This is a genomic window from Bradyrhizobium sp. Crot121 (assembly GCF_059512385.1).
Genome location: NZ_JCAMOR010000451.1, coordinates 1 through 389, shown reverse-complemented (window position 1 = coordinate 389; position 389 = coordinate 1). Strand labels below are relative to the sequence as shown.

Sequence of the window (389 nt, the reverse complement as noted above, 5' to 3'; positions counted from 1 at the left end):
GATGTCATAAACCGGGAAAGACAACGTCGAACTCCATGCACTCGTTTGTACTCCGAACGCCAGTTGGACCCGAAAGGTCGAAACCGAAACGAATGGTCACAAGAGGCTCTGCAATCTTCTTTCCGCACCAGCTTGCGGGCATAACCTCCGCGAAACTGCGGCGGGAGGACTGCGCTCACGCATGCGGTCGCCTAGTGACCCAGGACGGGATATCCATTCACATAGATCCAGTCCGTGGCCTGGGCCGGCACGTGGCACCCCTGGCAATCGGAATGGTAGTCCGTCGAGGTGGTCTTGAGCGGCTTGTCCGCATCGAACCACGACCATCCCCACCCGTCACCCCACAACGGGTTGCCGGGATGCGTTCCCTTGCCGTCTCTCACCATGAC

Annotated in this window: 1 protein-coding gene; it reads right to left on the bottom strand. The window is 59.4% G+C overall.

The annotated features are described in order from the left end of the window. Positions 1 to 191: 191 nt before the first annotated feature. On the bottom strand, positions 192 to 389 hold a 198-nt coding region (locus AC5ZGW_RS47435; protein WP_496114311.1), incomplete at its 5' end, for a cytochrome P460 family protein.